A 21,768-nucleotide genomic window follows, 5' to 3' on the forward strand; every position below is an offset into this window, starting at 1 on the left:
ACCCCGAAATTGCGAGTGGACCGCGAGTTCCCGCACTTGGCAAGCCGAGTGAAGGATAGAAACCCGATCTCATACCATGGAATTCGAAACCTGTTGCCTTGACGGTCCCGGGGGGTCAAAGAAACGGGGCCGTGCTGCGATCGCCGGCCGCGACCAGGAAGTTCCATGACTGCACAGATCCCGGCTGCCGCCGCAACCGACGTTCCGAACGAGGCAAGGCCCGCTCTGTCCGACGGACTGGCGATCCTGATCGTCGGAATGCACCGGAGCGGCACCTCGGCACTGGCCGGCATGATGATGCGTCTGGGCATCGACGTCCCCGGCGACCTGATCCCGCCGGCCTTCGACAACCCCAAGGGCTTCTTCGAAAACCGCCGCTTCGTCGAGTTCGACGACCGGCTGCTCGGCGAACTCGGCTTTCTCTACGACGATGCCGTCCGTATCCCGGACGCGGCCTTCGCAGCCGCCACGGAGGCCGGCGCCGTGGAGCGCCTCCGCCGGTTGGCGGCGCTGGAGCTCGGCGCCGCACCGCGCGTCCTCGTCAAGGACCCGCGCATCTGCCGCCTCATGCCGATCTGGATTCCCGCGCTCGAAGCGACCGGGCGCAAGGTCGCGACCCTGCATCCGCTGCGACATCCGATGGAGGTCGCGCAGTCGCTTCAGAAGCGCAACGAGTTCCCGCTGGAGCAGGGTCTCCTCCTCTGGCTGTCGCATGTGCTGGCGGCCGAGCGCGACTCGCGTGGGCGGCCGCGCTCGTTCCTGATGTTCGACGCCGTGGTGCGGGACTGGCGCGCGGCGGCCGCCCGGATCGCCGCCGATCTGGCGATCGCTTGGCCGCGCTCGTTCGAGGACGCGGGCGCCGACATCGACGACTTCCTGTCCGGCGACATGCGCCATCACACGGCGCCCGAGCGGATCGACGCGCCGCACGGCTCGCTGGAATGGCTGGTCGGCGAAACCTGGGATGCGCTCGCCGCCTTGATCGAGGCGCCGGAGTCGCCCGACGCGATGGCCCGTCTCGACGCCGTGTCGTCGACGCTCGGCGCTGCCGAAGGCCTGTTCCGCGGCTTCGTTCAGAATACCAATCGGCTTCTCGGCGCACGCTACGACCGGATCAACTCGCTCGAGCAGCACGCGGCCCACATGGACCACGTGGTCGAGAGCCGGGCGAGCGAAGCGGCGCACCAGCTTGAGGTCGAACGCGCCGAAACCGATCGCTGGCGCACCCATGCCGGCTTCCTCACCGAGGAGCGCGATGCCCTGGAGGCGATGGGCCAGCAGCTTCGGGAGGAACGCGACCAACTCCATGCCGCGTGGCAGGCGACACAGCAGAGCCTTCAGGCCGTGCTGGTCTCGTTCAGCTGGCGCGCCGGCGCGCCGCTGCGCCGGATGGCGGAGCGCGTGTCGCCCACCGCGCGTGCCCGCATCCGCTCCTCGCTTCGCCCGGCCTTGCGCCTCGTTCGCGGCATGGCCAGCCCGCGGCGCGCCGCCCTGCCCGCGATGGAGGGCCGCGTCGTCACGGCCGAGGCGAGCGCGTCCGGGGCTGTCGACAGGCCCGTCAGGACGTATTCCGAAGATGATCTGCGCACTGCAGAGGCGATCCTGCGCAGCCCCTATTTCGACGCGGCCTACTACGCCAGGGAAGCCGGCATTAGCCTGATCGGCTTCGACGCGGCCGTGCACTACGTCACGGTCGGCGAAGCCGCCCGCCGCCGCCCCTCGCCGCGCTTCGACCCGCGTTTCTACGCGCTGCGCTATCCCGACCTCGCGGAGGCCGTTCCGAACCTCCTGGCGCATTTCGTGCTGCACGGCGCGGCCGAGGGACGCGCGGGCAGCTCCGCTGCCGCCGCGATGGACTATCCCAAGGGCCGCTTCGACCCCGCGCGCCGCACGGTCCTCGTCATCGCGCACGAGGCCTCGCGCACCGGCGCGCCGATCCTCGCCTGGAACATCGCCGACCGCCTGCACCGGACGCACAACGTCGTCACCCTCCTGATGGCCGGCGGCGAGTTCGAGGAGACGTTCGCGCGCGCCTCCGACGTCGCGCTCGGCCCGGTCGGCCGACCCGCCTGCTTCGATCCGTTCGAGGCCGAGGCGGTCGTCGAGGAGATCACCCGGCGCTACCGCATCGACTTTGCGATCGCCAACAGCGTCGAGACCCGCCACTACGCGGTGGCGCTGGAGCGGGCGGGCGTCCCCGTCATCGCCCTCGTCCACGAGTTCTCGACCTACTACCGCCCGCCCGGCATGCTGCACGACCTCTACGAGACGGCGTCGCGGCTGGTGTTCCCGGCCCGCGTCGTCCACGAGGTATCGCGGCTGGAATACGAGGCGGTGCGCAAGCGCTCCTGCGACATCGTTCCTCAGGGTCCCTCGGAGGTGCCGAAGGTCGCGAGCGCCAAGGCGAAGAACGCCGTCAACGATCCAAAGCTTCCCGGCATCCTGCGCCCGCCCGGCTTCGAGGACGCCTTCCTCGTGCTCGGCATGGGCACGGTGCAGCAGCGCAAGGGCGTCGACCTCTTCGTCGCGGCCGCGCTGGCCGCGCGCAATGCCGCGCCTGACCGCAAGTTCCGCTTCCTCTGGATCGGCCACGGCTACAAGCCCGCGGAGGACCTCAACTTCTCGGTCTACGTGCAGGCGCAGATCGAACTGTCGGGCCTCGAGGACTGCCTCGACATCATCGACAACGTCGCCGACCTCGAGCCCGTCTACGAGCGGATGGACGCGCTCCTCCTGCCCTCGCGGCTCGACCCGCTGCCGAACGTCTCGATCGACGCCGCGCTGCGTGGCGTGCCGGTCGTCTGCTTCGACGGCGCGACGGGCATGTCCGATATTCTGGTCGAGGGCGAAGCCGCCCGCTCGCTGGTGGTGCCTCATCTCGACACGCATCTCGCCGGCGTCGAGATCGCGCGTCTGGCGACCGATCGCGCCCATTACGATGCCGTCTCGGCGGACCTTGCCGCCATCGCCCGACGCACGTTCGACATGAACGTCTATGTCGGCAAGCTCGCCGACCTCGGCGAGGCCGCGATCGCCGGCTCGCAGGGCGAGACGCGCGACCGGAAGGCGATCGCCGCCTCGCCCGATCTCTTCGATCGGGACTTCTACACCGGCGAGGTGCATCCCAAGCTCGACCGCGACGAGGCGATCGCCCACTATGTGGCGGCGTCCGCCCGCCGGGCGCGCGGCGCCGCGCCGGACTCCTACGCCTATCCCCGCCGGCCGTTGCCGGGCTTCAACCCGCTGCGGTTCGAGGCGGAGCATCCCGGCCTCGATCGCGATCCGCTGGCCGACTACGCCGCGCGCGGTCGTCCGGCCGGCCCCTGGACGCATCCCGTCATCCGCGCGGACGGGCCGACGGTCGCGCCACCGTCCGGCCTAAAGATCGCCCTCCACGGTCACTTCCACTATCCCGAACTCCTGCCGGAGTTCCTCAAGCGCCTGTCGGCCAACGCGCTCGGCTGCGACCTCTTCCTCACCACCGACACGCCGGAAGCGCTTGCGGCCCTGCGCGGCGCGAGCCACGGCTATGCCAAGGGCCGCGTCGAGCTGCTGGAGGTGCCGAACCGGGGCCGCGACATCGCACCGTTCCTCACCGCGCTCGGCCACAGCACGCTGTCCGGCTACGATCTTGTCGGCCACCTCCACGGCAAGCGGAGCCTCCACACGCAAGGGGTCGACCGCACATACGGCGAGCGCTGGCGCACGTTCCTGTGGGAGCATCTCCTCGGCGGCGCCCATCCGATGGCCGACCGCATCGCCGCGGCCTTCGCCGCCGACGAGCGGATCGGACTAGTGTTCCCGGAGGACCCGAACCTCGTCGGCTGGGACGGCAGCCGCAAGGCCGCCGAGGGCGTCGCGGCGCGCATGGGGATCGCGACGCCGCTGCCCCACGCGTTCGACTTCCCGAACGGCACGATGTTCTGGGCCCGTCCGGCCGCCCTCGAGCCACTCTTCGCCCTGAACCTTGCAGCGGACGACTATCCCGCCGAGCCGCTTCCGAAGGACGGCACGCTCCTGCACGCGCTGGAGCGGCTCCTGCCGTTCGCCGCCGAGAAGGCGGGCTACACGGTCGCCACGACGCTCGTGCCCGGTTCGGTGCGCTGAGAACGACTCGCGTGGTGGGGACGAAGCGATGATCGGCATTTTCGGCGCCAACGGCTTCATCGGCCGGCACCTCGTCCGGCGGCTGGCAGGCGGGCCGGAGCGCGTGCGCGCCGTCTCGCGCCACATCGACCCGGCCTTCGCCGCGTCGCTTCCGGCCGACGTCGAGGTGGTCCAGGCCGATCTCGGCGATGATCTCGCGATGGCCTCGGCGCTGACCGATCTGCGCGTCGTCGTGCAGCTGATCTCGACGTCCTCGCCGGGGTTGCAGAACCGCTATGCCGTCAGCGACATCCGCGACAACGTCGTGCCGCAAGTCTCCTTTCTCGAAGCCTGCGTCGCCGCGAAGGTCGAGCGCTACGTCTTCCTGTCGTCGGGCGGCACGGTCTACGGCCAACCGCAAACGCTGCCCATCCCCGAGACGCATGAAGCGAAGCCACTCTCGTCGCATGGCATGACGAAACTCGTGGTCGAGCAATACATCGGCATGTACGGCCGGCTGCACGATCTCGATTCGGTCATCCTGCGCGTCGCCAACCCGTTCGGCCCGGGTCAGACGTTCCGCAAGGGACAGGGCCTGATCCCCGCGCTTCTCCAGCGCCATGCGCAAGGGCTCCCCGTGCGCGTCATCAACGGCGGTCAGGCGATCCGCGACTTCCTCTACATCGACGATCTGGCGGACGCCGTCGCCTTGAGCCTCACCGTACCCGCCGCCGCGGGCCGCACGATCAACATCGGCTCGGGTGAAGGCCGACGGATCATGGACGTGATCGAGGCGGTGGAAAGCGTGCTCGGCGAGCGCTTCGCGCGCGAGGACGGCGGCACGCGCGATTCGGACGTCGACGCCAACGTCCTCGACATCACGCTCGCGCGCGACCTTCTCGGCTGGTCGCCGAAGACGCCCTTTATGGACGGGCTCCGGCTGACGCTCAAGGACTGATCAGCGGCCGAACCAGCTCCGGCGCTTCTCCGCCGTGCCGGCGAGCTGGGCGCGCAAGTCCTCGTTCTCGGCCCGCAGCCGGTCGATCTCGGCCTGGAGATCCCGCTTTACCGGCGGGCCCTCGAAGGCCGTGTCCTCGTGCAGCGCGCCGGAGGCGGACGCATGCGAGGCGTCGAACGGCTGGAACGACAGGTTCGGGCGCGGGGCGCGCTCGCGCAGCACGTCGACTGATGCGATGGCGCTCATGCCGCGATAGGCCGCGCCCCAGTGCGAGACGTCGACGCCGCTGAGGTCCGCGAAGGCCTCGATCTCGTACTGGAACAGGCGGTACAGGAACTCGCCGTCGCGTTGGTCGAACTCGTAGCCGTAGTCGTGGGCGAAGGCGGTGTTCTCGCGCAGGGGCCTAGGGGCCGCGGCCGGTGCGTCCAGTTCGAGGAAGTTCCAGATGCGGGTGAGGGTTTCCTCGACGCGCTGCTCCAGCGCGCGCGTCTCGAGGACGAGCACCTGCTCGCGCGGGAAATGGGCGAACACGCGGCGCAACTGGTTCGCGTAGAAGCCGCGCTCGACATAGGAGAAGACGCGGTGGAAACCGGGCGCGGTCGGGTCGCTGGCGACGCGCGAGCGGCCGGAGCGGATCGCTTCCGGAAAGGACAGCGTCTCGCGGCCGTGGAAGTATTCCATCTTCCAATGCGAATAGGCGCGCTCGATCGGGTCGCGATAGATGAGGACGAGGCGCGTCGCAGGATTGTAGGCGGCCAGCCGCTCGATGGCGTTCGGCCAGTAGCAGTAGACGGGCGTCGCATCCGCGAGATAGCGCGGCAAGACGCCCTCCATCGCGATGACGTTGGCGAAGCGCTTGGGATAGGCGTCGTTCAGGTCGTAGTCGGGGTCGGCGAAGCGATCCTTGTCGCTCGCGACATGCAGTTCCTTCGTGTCGCCGAAGGCGACCAGCGGATGGTTGCGCAGATGCTGCGAGATCGTCGTCGTCCCACCCTTCTGGACGCCGCCGACGATGAGATTGACCTTGGCCACGATGAAAACCCGCCGTCCGCCTGCAGAAACGAAGAAGGCCGCACAAGGCGGCCTTCCCGATGATCAGTCGATCGAAGCCAATTAGGCGACGATGTTGGCTTCCGAGAACGTGCCGGTCGTGACGCCGGTCAGGATGACCGAGGTGTCCGCAACGTTGTCGCCGTTGGTGTCGACGAAGAGCACGGCGTTGCTCGGTGCACCGCCGATCGCGACATTCGTCAGAAGGACGTAGTCGACCGTCGAGCCGCTGGCGGCCATCGCGTTATTGGCGAAGGACGTAGCGGTCGCGAACGACGTCGAAGAGGCGAAGTTGTTCTCGAAGTAGTTCGAGGTGGAACCAGCCGCGCCACCGAAGCTGATCACGTCAGCGCCCGTGCCGAAGTCGGTGATGACGTCGCCCGTAGCCGAGATCGGAGCATCGCCCACCGCGAAGTTGAAGCGATCAGCGCCGTTACCGCCGGTCAGCGTATCCACACCGGCGCCGCCGTTGAGCGTGTCATCACCAGCGCCACCGCTCAGCGAATCGTTGCCGTTGCCGCCGAGGAGACGGTCAGCACCGGCGCCACCGAAGATGGTGTCGTTGCCGTTGTCGCCCGAAAGCGTGAAGGTCGAGGTCGTCGAGGTCACAGCAGACGCCGTGATGAGGTCACCGCCCTGGCCACCGTTCACAACGACGGTACCGTTCGCGGAAGCCAAGAAGCGGATGACGTCATCACCCTGGTTACCGTTGATCGCAGCCGTGCCGGTGAAGGCAGTACCGGTCTCACCGAGGATGATCGTGTCCACGCCCTCGCCACCCGCGACGGTGTGCGAACCAGTTCCCGAAAGGGTGATGCTGTCATCGCCGAGGTCGCCCGAGATGATCGACTTCGCACCGCCAGAGATGACGACGTCGTTGCCCTGGCCACCGAACACGGTCATCGAGCCAGCACCGCTCAGTTCGAAGCGGTCGTTGCCCATGTCGCCGTAAAGCTGCGCACTGCCACCGCCCGAAACGGTGAATTCGTCAGCGCCCATGCCACCGAACACGGTGCTGGTGCCCGACGTAGCGGTCAAAGCGAACGTGTCATCTCCCATGTCGCCGAACAGCAGATGGCTGCCGCTGGTGACCGTGAAGTCGTCGTTGCCCATACCACCGCGAACTTCGTGCGAAGCGGCACCACTCACAGTGATGTTGTCGTCGCCGTCGTTGCCGTTCACAAACGACTTGACCGAGCTCGACACTTCGATCTCGTCAGCGCCCTGGCCGCCGAAAACGGTGCCCTGACCCGAACCAGTGATCGACAGGATATCGTCGCCCTGGTTGCCCTGGATCAGAACGTTGGTTGCCGACGAGGTCGACAGATCATCGTTGCCGCCGAAGCCGTAGAGAGCGGAACCGTTCAGCGTCGTCGTGAACGTGTCAGCGCCGGTACCACCGATGCGGAGCTCCGAACCGTTCGAGAACAGGAAGTCCGAAGTGTCGAGCGTCTGGGTGCCGAGGATGACGGTCTTGCCTTCGGCGGCGAGGATCGTCTGCGAAACGCCGGCCGAGGACGTGGACTGACCGACGGTCACGGCGCTCGCCGTGATGCCCGTGAAGGTCAGGGTGTCGCGGGCCGAATTGAACGAAGCGGCCTGCTCGGCCGTGATCGTGCTGAAATCGTAAATCGCCAAGGTAGTCTCTCCGTCCAAGCGGTTTGATCAAAGCTCCCAGGTCCCGGTGAGGCCGAGATAGGCCTCTCTCAGGCCGACCAAGCGATGTCGCCACCGCACAGGCCCAGAACCTTGAAACTGCTTAACCGGGTAGCAGACGGTCCTGGGTAAGGCAACGCGCAATGCTTAAACTTTAGAGGACCAAACAGCAGGCGGCTCAAGGCGTGTGGCCGGCCCGCCACAACAGCAAGCTTCACACAATTTTTCTCGTGAGGACGGAACCATTTAAGAGGTTCTTAACAACCCTCCTTGCGAGGCCGGCACGAGGGCTCGGTCAGGGGGAAACGGCAGCTGCGTATCGAGCCGCTCCGTCGTCTGAAGCATCCCGGATGCGCGCCGGGCGAGGCAAGAACGCATCCATGAGCGCGAGATGCTCGCAATTCATTCGGCCGCCGGTTCGCCAGCGCGTCGAGCGGACACAGGAAGACGCATCGTCCCGCCGCCTGCCGCAGACTTCGGACCGCAACCGAAACGCAGGCGGGACGTAGGAAAATCGCGGGTTTGGGTGTAGGGTCCGGCGGTCGGTGCCTGCCCCGGCCGGATTTGCCCTCATGATGCCGCGATTGGCTGATGGGAGCGGGTCTTGGCTTGCGGGCGTCACCCCGTGTTCCGCAGCGTTCCGTCCGCAAAGGCGATCCATGCAGCCCAACGTTACCCTCGCGCCCGAAATGCGCGATGCGCTCCGCGCCGGCAAGAAGCCGATGGCCTTCGCGGCGCTGTTCTCCTTCGGATCGAACCTCCTGTTCCTGGCGATGCCGCTGTACATGACGCAGGTCTACAGCCGCGTCATCACCTCGCATTCGGAAGCGACGCTGATCTACCTGTCGATCGCCGTGATCATGGCCTTCGTCGTGATGATCGCGCTGGAGGAGCTGCGCGGGCGGATCCTCATCGGCATCGGCTCGATGATCGACCGCAAGATGGCGCCGCGCCTGCTCGACGCCGTCGTGAACGCCGGGCTTCGCGCCGGGCGCCCGGCCCGAGCCTCGGCGCTGCGCGACCTCGACACGTTCCGCCAGGGCATCGCCGGCAACGTCACCAACACGATCCTCGACACGCCCTGGGCGCCGATCTTCCTGATCGTCATCACGATGATCGACTGGCGCCTCGGCATGGCCGCGACGGTCGGCGCGATCCTCCTGTTCGGTCTCGCCCTCCTCAACGAGTACGTGACGAAGCCGGCGCTGAAGGAGGCCAACATCGCGGGCCAGCGCTCCTATGCGGCGACCGATTCGGGCCTGCGCAACGCCGAAGTCATCTACGCGATGGGCATGCTGCCCGGCCTGACCAACCGCTGGAACCGCGACCGCCTCGCCATGCTCTCCTCGCAGGAAGAGGCGTCGGAGCGCGGCGGGTCGGTGCAGGCGGCGATCCGCTTCCTCAACAACTTCCTGCAGGTCTCGATGCTCGCCGGCGGCGCGCTGCTGGTGATCGAGGGCCTCGCCGGTCCCGGCATCATGTTCGCGGCCGTGATGCTGGTGTCGAAGGCGCTGGCCCCCGTGCAGCGCGCGGTCGGCTCGTGGGGCACGATCGTCAACACGCGCCAGAGCTTCGAGCGCCTGAACGCCCTCCTCCTGGAGTTCCCCGCCGCCGAGCGCGGCATGGAACTGCCGCGCCCCGCCGGCAAGCTCGCCGTCGAGGGTTGCTTCTACGCCTTCCCTGGCACCAACAAGGCGCTCCTGAAGAACCTCAACTTCGCGCTGGAGCCGGGCGATTGCCTCGGCCTCATCGGCCCGTCCGGCGCCGGCAAGAGCTCGCTCGCCCGCCTCCTGATCGGCGTGCAGCGCCCGACCTCGGGCTCGGTCCGCCTCGACGGCGCCGAGATGCACTCCTGGGGCCGCGATCATATCGGCCGCCACATCGGCTACCTGCCGCAGGACGTGGAGCTCTTCTCGGGCACCGTGCGCGAGAACATCGCCCGCTTCGCGCCCGAGCCGGACGACGCGGCCGTGCTCGCCGCCGCCAAGATGGCCGGCTGCCACGACCTGATCCTGCGCCTGCCCGACGGCTACGACACCGAACTCGGCGAAGGCGGCGCGATGCTCTCGGTCGGCCAGCGCCAGCGCGTCGCGCTCGCCCGCGCCGTCTACGGCAACCCGTCCTTCGTGGTGCTGGACGAGCCGAACGCCTCGCTCGATTCGGACGGCGAACAGGCGCTGCTCGCCGCGATCGTCGCGCTCCGCCGCATCGGCTCGACCGTGGTCGTCATCTCGCACCGCATGTCGGCGCTGAACTACTCCAACAAGATCCTGCTCCTGCGCGACGGCATGGTGGAGCGGTTCGGCCCGCGCGACGAGGTGCTCGCCCGCGTCGTCGCCCCGGCCCCGGCCCCACAGCAGCCCCAGCCGCAACAGGCGGTGGCGGCCGCGCCGGAGCCGAAGGCCATCCCGGCCTCGTCCTGACCCTGAAGATTCGAGAGATAGACCGATGTCCGTGATCGCCTTCAGGAAGAAGCCCGACGACGAGCAGCCCGCACAGCCGGGCGAGGTGCCGAAGCTCGCCAAGCCGGGCGGAGACGACGGCCAGTACGAGTTCAACCTTCGCCGCCCGATCCTTCTCGGCTCGGCGATCGTCGGCATCTTCATCGTCGGCATCGGCACCTGGGCGGCCTTCGCGCCGCTTTCGGGCGCGGTGCTGGCGGGCGGCGTCGTCAAGGTCGAGGACAGCCGCAAGGTCGTGAAGAACCGCGACGGCGGCATCGTGAAGTCGGTCATGGTGCGCGACGGCCAGCACGTGCAGGCCGGCGACGTGCTCCTGCGCATGGACGACGTGCAGGCGCGCTCGGCCTACGAGGTCTACGACAACCAGCTGATGAACCTCCTCGCCCGCCGCGCCCGCTTCACCGCGGAGAGCAAGGGCGACGAGACGATCACCTTCCCGTCCGAGGTGCTGGAGCGGCGCGACGATCCGTCGATCGAGCAGCTGATCACCGACCAGACCACCTTGTTCCAGACCCGCAAGATGGGTCTCGAGACGCAGGTCGAGATCCTGCAGCAGCGCCGCCAGCAGCTCGAGACGCGAATCAACGGCTACCAGATCCAGATCAACTCGATCGACCGCCAGCAGGAGCTGATCGAGGAAGAGAAGAAGGGCGTCGCCTCGCTTCTCGCTAAGGGCCTCGCGCCGAAGACGCAGGTCCTAGCGCTCGAGCGCGCCTCCGTCGATCTCGGCGGCCAGACCGGATCCCTGAAGTCGCAGATCGCCGAGGCCCGCGAGACGCAGGGCGAGGCCGAGATGCAGATGAACCGCCTGAAGCAGGATCGCCTGACGGAAGCCAACGAGGGCATCAGCAACGTCCAGTCGGAGATGGCCAACATCGTGCCGCGCCTGCAGTCGGCCAAGGCGACGCTGGCGCTGACCGAAGTGCGCGCGCCGGCGACCGGCACCGTGCTCGGCCTGACGCAGTTCACCGACGGCGGCGTGCTCGGCCCCGGCGAGCGCATCCTCGACATCGTGCCCGACAACACGCAGCTCATCATCGAGGCGATGATCCAGCCGCAGGACATCGCCAAGGTCGAGCCGAACATGAACGCGATGGTGAAGCTCACGGCCTACAACCAGAGCACCACGCCTTCGGTCAACGGGCGGATCCTGCGCGTGTCGCCGGACCGGCTGACGACCGAGAACGGCACGGCCTACTTCAAGGCCGACGTCGAGGTGGCGCCGAGCGCCCTCGCCCACCTGTCGCACGACATCCGCCTCTATCCGGGCATGCCGGCCGAGGTCATCATCCCGACGGGCGAGCGCACCGCGCTCGACTACATCCTCGCCCCGATCACGCGCTCGATGGACCGCGCCTTCCGCGAGGAATAACAGCCGTCCGGCGGCGCGCTCCGGCGCGCCGCCCCTCGCCGTCCCGATCGTCGCCGCGTGACGGGATGCCGTCCCGTTCCCGTGCCGCGTAGATCATGATCCAGAACAAGACGCTTCTCTTCATCCACCAGAACTTCCCCGGCCAGTTCCTCCACCTGTGCCGGGCGCTCGCCCAGCACAACCGGGTCTTCTTCATCACCAAGCCGACCAAGAACCGCCTCGCGGGCGTGCGGCTGGTGGAATACACGCCGCACCGCGCGCCGAACCCGCAGATCCACAACTACCTGCGCACCACCGAGGACGCGATCCTCCATGGCCAGGCGGTGGCGCGGCTTCTCCTGCAGATGCAGAAGGAGAACGTGCGCCCGGACATCATCATCGGGCACAGCGGGTGGGGCGAGACGCAGTTCGTCAAGGACATCTTCCCCGACGTTCCGCTGCTGAGCTATATCGAGTTCTACTACAGCGCGACGGGCGCCGACGTCGGCTTCGACCCCGAGTTCCCGAGCCAGACGGAGCTGAAGTTTCAGCTGCGCTGCCGCAACCAGGTCATCCTGTCCGCTCTCGAATCGACCGATCTCGGCCTGTCGCCGACCCGCTGGCAGCACAGCCGCATCCCGTCGGTCTTCCAGCCGAAGGTCAAGGTGATCCACGACGGGGTCGATACCGACCAGATCGGCCCGGCCGAGGCTCCGTCCATCACGCTGGAGGGGCGCACCTACGACAGGTCGGCGCCGGTCGTCACCTATGTCGCGCGCAACATCGAGCCCTATCGCGGCTCGCACATCTTCATGCGGGCGATCAACCGCATCCTCGCCAAGGCGCCGGACGCACGGATCGTCATCGTCGGCGGCGACGGCGTATCCTATGGCGCGCGCCTGCCGGACGGCGAAACCTACAAGGCGCGGTTCCTCAAGGAGAACCCGGTCGACGAGGCGCGCGTGCATTTCGTCGGGCGCGTCGAATACGAGGACTTCAAGACCCTGCTGCAGGTGTCGGCGGCGCACGTCTATCTGACGTATCCGTTCGTCCTGTCCTGGTCGATGCTGGAATCGATGGCGACCGAGTGCCTGCTGATCGGCTCGCGCACGGCGCCGGTCGAGGAGGTCGTGCGCCATGGCGAGAACGGACTGCTCGTCGACTTCTTCGATCCGCAGGAACTCGCCGACACGGTGGTCGAAGCGCTGCGCCAGCCGGAGAAGTATCGCGACATGCGCCGCGAGGCGCGCCGGACGATCGTGCGGGACTACGACCTGAAGCGGGGGTGCCTGCCCGCACAGCTCAACCTGATCGGCCGGATGCTCGGCTGATCAACTGGCGAGGGGCACGGGCGCGGGCGCTATCGCCTCGCCGAGGCCGAGCCGGTTGCGGATTGCGCCGCTCGACGAGACGAGGCCCTCGATCGTGTAGTTGCCGAGCGTCGAGAGGAACGCGTCGAGCGCGCTGCGCAGCGCGGCATTCAGCGCGCAGCTGTCGATCAGCGGGCAATCCACCGCGCCGGTCTCGAAGCACTCGGCCATCGCAAAGCTCTCTTCCGTCGTCTCGACCACTTCGCGCAGGGTGATCGCGGCGGCGGGGCGCGCCAGGCGGATGCCGCCGTTGCGGCCGCGCACCGTCTCGACGAAGCTCGCCTCGACCAGCGGCTGGAGAATCTTGAACAGGAAGAGTTCCGACACGTTGTAGGCCGCCGCGACATCGCCGACACGGCTCAGCCGCCCGGTGTTGACCGCGCAATACATCAGAAGTCGGATGGCGTAGTTCGTCTGGCGCGTGAGCCGCATCAAGTCCTCCCTCGGGCGGGCTGCCGAGCAGATGAACACTCCTTAGAACAATTCCAACCGCATGGGAAATGCGGCGGCATCATGCACCGTTGTCGCAGAATTGTCGCTTTTCCACCTCGACGCACGGTGGGCGCGTTGGCGAAACCCTTTCGAGTTGCTAAGAAATTCGCCATGCACGAGGGCTGTGCGACGGGGCGTTGGCGCTCGCCGCCCGAAGCGGGTCGAATCAACGAGGCTCCATGGAATACTTCCTGCAACAATTGATCAACGGCGTGACGCTGGGGTCGATCTACGGATTGATCGCCATCGGCTACACGATGGTCTACGGCATCATCGGCATGATCAACTTCGCTCATGGCGAGGTCTTCATGATCGGCTCGTTCATCGCGCTGACGACGTTCCTCGTCCTCATCTCGATAGGCGTAACGTTCCTGCCGATCGTGCTCCTCCTGATGATCGTCGTGGCGATGCTCTTCACCGCCCTGTGGGGCTGGTCGATCGAGCGGATCGCCTACCGTCCGCTGCGTGGCTCCTTCCGCCTCGCCCCGCTGATCACCGCCATCGGCATGTCGATCTTCCTGCAGAACTTCGTGCAGGTGTCGCAGGGCGCGCGCGTCAAGCCGCTGCCGCCGCAGATCCAGGGCGCGGTGCAGGTCATTCCGGGCGTCCAGATTTCCTACATGCAGATCACCATCATCATCGTGACGCTGGTGCTGATGACGGTGTTCTCGCTCCTCATCGCGCGCACGCCGCTCGGCCGGCAGCAGCGCGCCTGCGAGCAGGACTCCAAGATGGCGGCCCTTCTCGGCGTCAACGTCGACCGGACGATCTCGCTGACCTTCGTCATGGGCGCCTCGCTCGCCGCGGTCGCGGGCACGATGTACCTTCTCTACTACGGAGTGATCGACTTCTATATCGGCTTCCTCGCGGGCGTTAAGGCGTTCACGGCGGCCGTTCTCGGGGGCATCGGCTCGCTGCCGGGCGCCATGCTCGGCGGTCTCGCGATCGGCCTGATCGAGACCTTCTGGTCGGGCTATTTCTCGGTCGAGTATAAGGACGTCGCGGCCTTCTCGATCCTTGCGATCGTGCTGATCTTCCTGCCCTCCGGCCTCCTCGGCCGGCCCGAAGTGGAGAAGGTCTGATCATGGCCGGTCCCCAGACCCCGTCCACCACCACGCCCAAGGGCGCGCAGATCGAAGAGGAGATGCGTCGCGACGCCATGCGCGGCGTGCCGCCCGCCAGCGATGCGCCCGCCTCCGGCCCGAGCCTTGCCGTGGCCCTGCGCGAGGCGCTCGTCACGGCTGCGATCGTCGGCGCGCTGACGCTGTTCTTCCTGCTGATGCGCACGGACATCGCACCGGGCGGCCTCGTCCTGTCGGTGCGCTGGGATCTCTGGTTCATCGCGATCGCGCTCGCCTTCGGCGTGCGCCTCGTCCTCAGCCTCGTGCTCTTCCAGCGCAAGGAGAAGGGCACGGGCTCGGCCAAGGCCGGCAAATCCGTCTCCACCAAGGGCGCCGGCCTCGGCCGCTTCCTCGGCGTCGGGCTTCTCGGGCTTGCGCTGGTGCTGCCGTTCCTGATCCAGGTCGTGGCGCCGTCGAGCGACCGCTACCTAATCGACCTCTCCATCCTGATCCTGACCTATGTCATGCTCGGCTGGGGCCTCAATATCGTGGTCGGTCTCGCGGGCCTTCTCGATCTCGGCTACGTCGCGTTCTACGCGGTCGGTGCCTATTCCTTCGCGCTGCTCGCGATCAACTTCGATCTCGGCTTCTGGGTCTGCCTGCCGATGGCCGGCCTCTTCGCGGCGCTCTGGGGCATCGTGCTCGGCTTCCCGGTGCTGCGCCTGCGGGGCGACTACCTCGCCATCGTGACGCTTGCCTTCGGCGAGATCATCCGCGTGGTGCTCCTCAACTGGTACCAGGTGACGGGCGGCCCGAACGGTCTTCTCGGCATCCCGCGTCCGACCCTCTTCGGCCTCGACTTCGGCCGCGGCGAAGGCTCGTTCTCGGACTATTTCGGGATCCAGTACGACGGCATCCACCGCTTCATCTTCCTCTACTACATCATCCTCGCGCTGGCCCTCCTCACCAACTTCGTGACGCTGCGCATGCGCCGCATGCCGGTCGGCCGCGCATGGGAAGCGCTGCGCGAGGACGAGATCGCCTGCCGGGCGCTCGGCATCAACACGACCAACGTCAAGCTGACGGCGTTTGCGACGGGCGCCATGTTCGGCGGCTTCGCGGGCTCGTTCTTCGCCACGCGCCAGGGCTTCATCTCGCCGGAGAGCTTCACCTTCCTCGAATCGGCGATCATCCTCGCCATCGTGGTGCTCGGCGGCCTCGGCTCGCAGATCGGCGTCGTGATCGCGTCGATCGTGATGATCGGCGGCATCGAACTCCTGCGCAATCTCGGCTTCCTCGAGGTCGTGTTCGGCGCCGGCTTCGATCCCACGCAGTACCGCATGCTGATCTTCGGTGTCGCCATGGTCGCCATCATGGTCTGGAAGCCGCGCGGGCTCGTGTCCTCCCGCCAGCCATCGGCCGTCTACAAGGAACGCAAGGCGATCGGGGCCGACATGGTCGCTCAGGGCGAGGGGCACTGACCATGGCGATGACGACGGAAACGACGGGTCGCTGGATGCGCGACCCGGTGCTGACGGTCGAGCACCTGACCATGCGGTTCGGGGGGCTCGTCGCGATCAACGACCTGTCCTTCGAGGTCGGTCGCGGCGACATCACCGCGCTGATCGGCCCGAACGGCGCCGGCAAGACGACCGTGTTCAACTGCGTGACCGGCTTCTACAAGCCGACCGAGGGCCGCATCGCGCTTCGCCGCGGCACCGGCATCGGCCAGGACGAGGTGGTGGCCCTCACCCGCACGGGCGCCCAGAGCCGCAAGGTTTCGGGCGGCGAGGTGTTCCTGCTCGAGCGCATGAGCGACTTCCGCATCACGGAAGTCGCTGGCGTCGCGCGCACCTTCCAGAACATCCGCCTCTTCGGCGGCATGACGGTGTTCGAGAACCTCCTCGTCGCCCAGCACAACAAGCTGATGGCGGCGTCCGGCTTCACGATCGGCGGCCTTCTCGGCCTGCCGGGCTACCGGCGCGCCAAGGAAGCCGCGCAGGATCGCGCAGTCGACTGGCTGAAGCGCACCGCCCTCCTCCACCGGGCCGACGACCCGGCGGCCGATCTCTCCTACGGCGACCAGCGCCGGCTGGAGATCGCGCGCGCCATGTGCACCGACCCGGTGCTCCTGTGCCTCGATGAGCCAGCCGCCGGCCTCAACCCGCGCGAGTCGGCCGAACTCAACACGCTTCTGCGCTCGCTGCGCGACGACTTCGGCGTGTCGATCCTCCTGATCGAGCACGACATGGGCGTCGTCATGGAGATTTCCGATCACGTCGTGGTGCTCGACTACGGCACCAAGATCTCGGACGGCACCGCGCATGCGGTCCGCAACGATCCGCGCGTCATCGCCGCCTATCTCGGCGTCGACGACGAGGAGGTCGAGGCGGTGGAAGCCAAGCTCGACCAGGGCGACATCGACGGCGCGGTCGCCACGGCCGGACTGCCGGGAGGAGCGGGCGCATGAGCGCGACGATGACTGCAACCCCTGCGGCGACGGCGACGGCCCAACCGCTTCTGTCGATCCGGGGCGTCGAGACCTTTTACGGCAAGATCCAGGCGCTGAAGGGCGTCGACCTCGACGTCGGCGACGGCGAGATCGTGACGTTGATCGGCGCCAACGGCGCCGGCAAGTCGACGCTGATGATGACGATCTGCGGCAACCCGCGCGCGCGTTCGGGCCAGATCCTTTATCGCGGCGAGGACATCTCGCAGCTGCCGACCCACACGATCATGACCCGCCAGATCGCGCAGTCGCCCGAAGGGCGGCGCATCTTCGGCCGCATGACCGTGATGGAGAACCTGCAGATGGGCACGACGCTCGTCGGGCAGGAGCATTTCGACGACGACCTGCGCAAGGTGTTCGAGCTGTTTCCGCGCCTCAAGGAGCGCGCCGGCCAGCGCGGCGGCACGCTGTCGGGCGGCGAGCAACAGATGCTAGCGATCGCTCGCGCGCTGATGAGCCGGCCGAAGCTCCTCCTCCTCGACGAGCCCTCGCTCGGCCTTGCCCCGCTGATCGTTAAGCAGATCTTCGAGGCGGTGCGCGAGCTCAACCGCAACGAGGGCCTGACGGTCTTCCTCGTCGAGCAGAATGCCTTCCACGCGCTCCGCCTCGCCCATCGCGGCTACGTGATGGTCAACGGCCGCATCACCATGAGCGGCACCGGGCGCGAGCTTCTCGCCCGCGAGGAAGTCCGCAGCGCCTATCTCGAAGGAGGGCATCACTAATGCAGAAGGAAATGGCCCTCCTCTGGGAGGTGACGTTCTTCGAGTTCCTCATCGTCACCGTCGTGATCGGCGGCGCGCTGGCCTATGCGATCGGGCGCTCGACCGCCCGCTCGTGGAGCGGTTGGGGCCTGATGATCTTTTACTGCCTGCTGCTCACGGTCGCGATTCGCTTCCTGCATTTCAGCCTGTTCCACGGGACGTTCTTTCTTCCCGCGGCCACGCTGCCGACCGCCCTGCACTACGCCTTGATCGACTTCGCCGTGATTCTCACGCTCGCCTCGTTCGGGCGCGGGCGCACGCGGTCCGCCCAGATGGCGCGGCAGTACCGGTTCGAGAAGGCATAAAACTTGAGCATTCGCCCGATCGCTGAAAAAAAGCGGCAGAAATGGGCGATCGGCTGAAAATGGCTATTCCGCTCGGCAAGGGCTTGGTCTTTACTCCCCCCGGGGACGAAACGCGCGAACCCGCCGGACCGGCCGAGACGGTTCGGGAATCAACAGGGAAAACAGAACGATGATGAAAGCGCTTCTGGCCGGTGTGGCCCTCAACGTCGTGCTGGGCGGCGCCGCCTTCGCCGACATCACGATCGGCGTCGCGGGCCCGATGACGGGCCAGTACGCCACCTTCGGCGAGCAGCTGCGCGTCGGCGCCGAGCAGGCCGTCAAGGACATCAACGCCGCGGGCGGCGTGAACGGCGAGATGCTGAAGCTGTCGGTGGGCGACGACGCCTGCGATCCGAAGCAGGCCGTGGCGGTCGCCAACCAGTTCGCCTCGCAGGGCGTGCCCTTCGTCGCCGGCCACTTCTGCTCGGGCTCGTCGATCCCGGCCAGCCAGGTCTACTCGGAAGAGGGCATCGTCGAGATCTCGCCGGCCTCGACCAACCCGGACTACACCGACAAGCGCCCGTCGGACGGCATCTACCGCGTCTGCGGTCGTGACGACCAGCAGGGCGAGGTCGCCGGCGCCTACATCGCCGAGAACTTCAAGGACCAGAACGTGGCCGTGCTCGACGACAAGTCGGCCTACGGCAAGGGCCTCGCCGAGCAGACCGCCAAGGCGATGGAAGCCAACGGCAAGAAGCCGACGCTGAGCGAATCCTACTCGGCCGGCGAAAAGGACTACACCGCCCTCGTTTCCAAGCTGAAGCAGGCCGACATCAAGCTCGTCTACATCGGCGGCTACCACACCGAGGCCGGCCTCATCGCCCGCCAGATGAAGGAACAGGGCGTTGCCGCCAAGATCATGTCGGGCGACGCGATCGTCACCGACGAGTACTGGGCGATCACTGGCGACGCCGGCGAAGGCACGCTGATGACCTTCTCGCCGGATCCGCGCAAGAACCCCACCGCCGCGCCGGTGGTGAAGGAGATCGAGGGCTCGGGCAAGACTGCCGAAGGCTACGTGCTCTACACCTACGCCGCGATCCAGGCCTGGGCCGAGGCAGCCAAGAAGGCGGGCGGCACCGAGTACGAGGACGTCGTCAAGGCGCTCGACTCCGAGACCTTCCCGACCGTGATCGGCGACCTCAAGTTCGATAGCAAGGGCGACGTCACCCTGCCGGGCTACGTCATCTACGAGTGGAAGAACGGCAAGTACGACTACATCCAGACGGCCGCCGCGAAGTAAGCGACGCCCCATGTGAGACACGAGAGGCCCGGCATGGAGACATGCCGGGCCCCTTTCGTTTTCGCGGCAGCCGGCCCGACACAGGCGGTCGCATTCGTGGAGTCGAGGACGACGTCGGCCCCGCATTCCGCAGTGGGGCGAGAAGCGCATTCAGAAGGCTCCGCCCCACGGCGAGCGTCGCACTCTTTGCGAGCTGGGCGATGCGAAAGGCCATGGCGGCGCCGAGTTAGCCGGAGGTCGGAAGGTCGATCCTGCTCGTGAACTCCTGGGAGCTTTTCCGGCCGGCTCGAACCGTCATCATCGTTCTACGGATGCAGGCTGCGCAGCGGAGCGCTTCCGCTCCGAGCTGGCGTCTGTCGTCGGTCACGACGCAACGGCATCGCGCCCTCTAGCGCGTTGACGCGAGACGAAGTCACCTTCGCGTCGACCATTCAATCCGGTCGGAAACGCTCCGTCGTGGCTCGGTCATTGCGAGGCGTTCACTCAGCTGCCCCGCCTTCGTGAACAAGCACGACGATCCTCTTAGCGGGGCGCCAGATGGCCCTGGCAACGACGCGGCGTCGGACACACGCCTTCGCCGCGCAACCTCCTGGGAAGCCGGCTCTCCGACCCACACGGTCCGCCCGATCTACGATGTTGGCATATGGCCCGGCTTGGTCGCCGGGCGGCCGCAACTCTTCGTTGCGGAGGATGCACCGCGCGTCCTCCGGCAGCGGCCATGCCGGCGAGGGCATCGACAACCAGAGACTCGGCATCGCGACGGGGCGCTCAGCCTTGATCGCCGCCGGTGCGATCCACGACGGTGAGACGACCAGTCTCCTGCGCTCAGCCGCCTCCCCTCCTGCGCGCCCTGACGGTCGCAGGAGGGGAGGCCTCAGGCACGGCCAGCCGCCATCAGCGCGGGATAGAGCGAACGGTAGCGATCGTGGGCGCGGGCGAAGGATTCGACCATCGTCTCGTCCGGCTCGTAGCGGGCCGCGATCGGCGGTTCGGTCATCACCGAGTCCGGGTCCGCGCCGGTGGCCGCGCAGATGCCGAGGCGCGCCGCACCGAAGGCGGCGCCGAAATCGCCGGCGGCCGGCAGCGCGACCGGCGTTTCGAGGACGCTTGCCATGATCTTCAGCCAAAGCTCGGAGCGCGAGCCGGCGCCGACCGCGATCAGCTGGCGCACCCACGAGGCATGCGGGGCGGCATCCAGGCAGTCGCGGATCGAGAAGGCGACGCCTTCCAGTACCGCGCGCACCATGTCGGCGCGGCTCGTATCGGCCTGGAGGCCGATGAAGGCGCCGCGCACGGCGGCGTCGTTGTGGGGCGTGCGCTCGCCCGAGAGATAGGGCAGGAACAGAAGCCGCCCCGGCGCACGCAGGTCGTCCCCCGCCTGCGCGACGAGCGCGCCCGGTTTCTCGGCGAGAACGCCGGACAGCCATTCCAGCGAGCCCGCCGCCGACAGCGTCACGCCCATCTGGTGCCAGAGGCCGGGAAGCGCGTGACAGAAGGTGTGGAGCGCCGTGTCGGGAACCGGGTCGTAACCGGCGCTCGCCGTGAACAGGACGCCGGACGTGCCGAGCGACAGGAAGCCGGTGCCGGGCCGCGTGACGCCGACGCCGCAGGCCGAGGCCGCATTGTCGCCGCCGCCGCCCGCGACCACGACGCCCTGCGGCAGGCCCCAGCGGCTGGCGAGTTCGGGGCGCAGCGTGCCGCTCGCCTCGGTGCCTTCGACGAGGCGCGGCATCTCGGCCTCCGAGAGCTTCGTCCGGCGCAGCATCGTCGACGACCAGCGCCGCTCGCCGGTGCGCAGCCAGGCGGTGCCGGCAGCATCCGACATGTCGGACGCGGCCTCGCCCGTCAGCCAGAGACGCAGGTAGTCCTTCGGCAGGAGCACGCGGCGCACGCGCTCGAAGATTCGCGGCTCGTTGCGCGACACCCAGAGGAGCTTCGGCGCGGTGAAGCCGGGAAACACGATGTTGCCGGTGATCGCGCGCGCTTCCTCGTCGTCGAGTTCCTCGGCCTCCTCGTGGGATCGCGTGTCGTTCCAGAGAATGCAGGGACGCAGCACCTCGTCGGCCCCGTCGAGCAGCGTCGCGCCGTGCATCTGGCCGGACAGGCCGATGCCGCGCATGGACGCCATCGCGGCCGCGTGCTTCGACTGCAACTCCGCGAGCACCGCCTCGCAGGCAGCGATCCAGTCGGCCGGCGCCTGCTCCGACCAGCCGAAGGCGGGTCTCGTGACGTTCAGCGAGGCGCTGGCCGTGGCGACGGGGTTCTGATCCTCGTCGACGATCAGGGCCTTCAGCGACGACGTGCCCAGATCCAGCCCGAGATAATGGCCCATTCGCGTCCCGTCCTCCTCCGGTCGGGAAACCCCGAGCGGCGATGATTCTTTCCTGAGTTTCACAGGTAACGTCGGATGCCGGTCATCATCAAC

At 67.6% G+C, this 21,768-nt stretch carries 15 protein-coding genes; 11 read left to right on the plus strand and 4 right to left on the minus strand.

Annotated elements, in window-relative coordinates:
• Positions 1-165 precede the first annotated feature (165 nt).
• Both ASF65_RS08795 and ASF65_RS08800 read left to right on the plus strand, forming a co-directional pair.
• Positions 166-4,107: a rhamnan synthesis F family protein gene (locus tag ASF65_RS08795; RefSeq protein WP_055888029.1), complete on the plus strand. Its 3,942-nt coding sequence runs from the start codon at positions 166-168 to the stop codon at positions 4,105-4,107.
• A 28-nt stretch (positions 4,108-4,135) separates the two neighbouring features.
• Complete coding sequence (locus ASF65_RS08800) at positions 4,136-5,044, plus strand: NAD-dependent epimerase/dehydratase family protein (protein ID WP_055888033.1); 909 nt, start codon at positions 4,136-4,138, stop codon at positions 5,042-5,044.
• On the opposite strand, the gene ASF65_RS08805 is transcribed toward ASF65_RS08800, so the two are convergent.
• Positions 5,045-6,076 carry a sulfotransferase gene (locus ASF65_RS08805; RefSeq protein WP_055888035.1) on the minus strand — a complete coding sequence of 344 codons (1,032 nt, stop codon included), beginning with the start codon at positions 6,074-6,076 and terminating at the stop codon, positions 5,045-5,047.
• 81 nt (positions 6,077-6,157) lie between these two features.
• Positions 6,158-7,732: a calcium-binding protein gene (locus ASF65_RS08810; RefSeq protein WP_055888037.1), complete on the minus strand. Its 1,575-nt coding sequence runs from the start codon at positions 7,730-7,732 to the stop codon at positions 6,158-6,160.
• 677 nt (positions 7,733-8,409) lie between these two features.
• Between ASF65_RS08810 and ASF65_RS08815 the strand changes: the two genes are divergently transcribed.
• The 3 genes from ASF65_RS08815 (at position 8,410) to ASF65_RS08825 (ending at position 12,894) form a co-directional block, all read left to right on the plus strand.
• Positions 8,410-10,173 (plus strand): type I secretion system permease/ATPase, encoded by a 1,764-nt coding sequence (locus ASF65_RS08815; RefSeq protein WP_082505331.1) that lies wholly within the window; start codon positions 8,410-8,412, stop codon positions 10,171-10,173.
• A gap of 25 nt (positions 10,174-10,198) precedes the next feature.
• Positions 10,199-11,584 carry an HlyD family type I secretion periplasmic adaptor subunit gene (locus ASF65_RS08820; protein ID WP_055888039.1) on the plus strand — a complete coding sequence of 462 codons (1,386 nt, stop codon included), beginning with the start codon at positions 10,199-10,201 and terminating at the stop codon, positions 11,582-11,584.
• Positions 11,585-11,679: 95 nt separating this feature from the next.
• On the plus strand, positions 11,680-12,894 hold the full coding sequence (locus ASF65_RS08825; protein WP_055888041.1) for a glycosyltransferase family 4 protein: 1,215 nt from the start codon (positions 11,680-11,682) through the stop codon (positions 12,892-12,894).
• Here the strand turns inward: ASF65_RS08825 and rirA are convergent, their stop codons facing one another.
• Positions 12,895-13,365: an iron-responsive transcriptional regulator RirA gene (gene rirA, locus ASF65_RS08830; RefSeq protein ID WP_055888042.1), complete on the minus strand. Its 471-nt coding sequence runs from the start codon at positions 13,363-13,365 to the stop codon at positions 12,895-12,897.
• A 239-nt stretch (positions 13,366-13,604) separates the two neighbouring features.
• Between rirA and ASF65_RS08835 the strand changes: the two genes are divergently transcribed.
• The 6 genes from ASF65_RS08835 (at position 13,605) to ASF65_RS08860 (ending at position 19,343) form a co-directional block, all read left to right on the plus strand.
• Positions 13,605-14,507 (plus strand): branched-chain amino acid ABC transporter permease, encoded by a 903-nt coding sequence (locus ASF65_RS08835; protein ID WP_055888044.1) that lies wholly within the window; start codon positions 13,605-13,607, stop codon positions 14,505-14,507.
• Between the two features lie 77 nt (positions 14,508-14,584).
• On the plus strand, positions 14,585-15,967 hold the full coding sequence (gene livM / locus ASF65_RS08840; RefSeq protein WP_055889029.1) for a high-affinity branched-chain amino acid ABC transporter permease LivM: 1,383 nt from the start codon (positions 14,585-14,587) through the stop codon (positions 15,965-15,967).
• Positions 15,968-15,969: 2 nt separating this feature from the next.
• Positions 15,970-16,956 (plus strand): ABC transporter ATP-binding protein, encoded by a 987-nt coding sequence (locus ASF65_RS08845; protein WP_055888046.1) that lies wholly within the window; start codon positions 15,970-15,972, stop codon positions 16,954-16,956.
• Positions 16,953-17,717, plus strand: coding sequence for an ABC transporter ATP-binding protein (locus ASF65_RS08850; protein WP_055888048.1), 765 nt, complete (start codon positions 16,953-16,955; stop codon positions 17,715-17,717). The genes ASF65_RS08845 and ASF65_RS08850 overlap by 4 nt, the downstream gene beginning before the upstream one ends.
• Positions 17,717-18,061, plus strand: a complete 345-nt coding sequence (locus ASF65_RS08855) for a DUF6867 family protein (protein WP_055888050.1) — start codon at positions 17,717-17,719, stop codon at positions 18,059-18,061. Before ASF65_RS08850 ends, ASF65_RS08855 begins: the two co-directional genes overlap by 1 nt.
• A 169-nt stretch (positions 18,062-18,230) precedes the next feature.
• Positions 18,231-19,343: a branched-chain amino acid ABC transporter substrate-binding protein gene (locus tag ASF65_RS08860; RefSeq protein ID WP_055888051.1), complete on the plus strand. Its 1,113-nt coding sequence runs from the start codon at positions 18,231-18,233 to the stop codon at positions 19,341-19,343.
• Between the two features lie 874 nt (positions 19,344-20,217).
• On the opposite strand, the gene xylB is transcribed toward ASF65_RS08860, so the two are convergent.
• Positions 20,218-21,675 (minus strand): xylulokinase, encoded by a 1,458-nt coding sequence (gene xylB, locus ASF65_RS08865; RefSeq protein WP_055888053.1) that lies wholly within the window; start codon positions 21,673-21,675, stop codon positions 20,218-20,220.
• Positions 21,676-21,768 lie beyond the last annotated feature (93 nt).

The sequence above is a fragment of the Aureimonas sp. Leaf324 genome (assembly GCF_001423245.1).
In the GTDB taxonomy this organism is placed as follows: Bacteria; Pseudomonadota; Alphaproteobacteria; order Rhizobiales; family Rhizobiaceae; genus Aureimonas.